1 pseudogene is annotated in these 700 nt (G+C 66.0%); it reads right to left on the reverse strand.

From position 1 onward, the window contains the following. Positions 1-700 (reverse strand): annotated as a pseudogene (locus AC2FAK_RS22935) (type IV secretion protein Rhs); the annotation flags it as partial.

Raw genomic sequence — 700 nt, forward strand, 5'->3', positions numbered from 1 at the left:
GTGCTGCCGTCGGCTTTTTCTTCCCGCACAACCCGCTTTAATCCGCCTTCGCCTCCGGTGTGCAGTACCTCGCGGCGGTTCAGACTGTCGGTGATAATGACGGCGTTTTTCTCATACTCGTAGCGATAGCTCAGCCCCGCCGGGTTGTGCTGCGCCACCACCCGGCCGGAAGCGTCATAGCTGTAAGTGGTCTGCGGCCGTCCGGCATGACTGTGGGCCGTCATGCGTCCGGGATGTTTATCATCATACGTAAAGCTCCGGACCTGCACCCCGCCCCGGTCATACACCACCGCCAGCTCGCCACGCGGGGTGTATTCATAGCGCACCAGCGGCTCCGCGGGCAGGTTGTCCGGGTATGCCGGGTCGTGCACCAGCCATACCGTCTCCAGGCGGACGCCGCTGTCGGCACCGTAGCCTGATACCGGCGGGGTCTGCGGCAGTGTGCTCAGCGCCAGCCGGAAACAGCGGCCTGCGCCGTCGGTGACAGCGGTGATGTGGCCGGTGAACGCCCCCTGCGCGGCCCGGTGAAAGGTGAGCCTGCGCCCGAAACGGTCCGCCAGCCCGGTCAGCACCCGGTACGGCGGCAGCGGCGCGGGAAGGACTTCCCCTGTGTCAGGGACACGTTCAGACCAGCCGAGTATCCACCACGGCCCCTGCGCGCTGTTCGTCGCCAGGTAAAGGTGCTGACTTAACCGCAGGT

This window comes from Enterobacter cloacae complex sp. 394F7, from assembly GCF_057320385.1.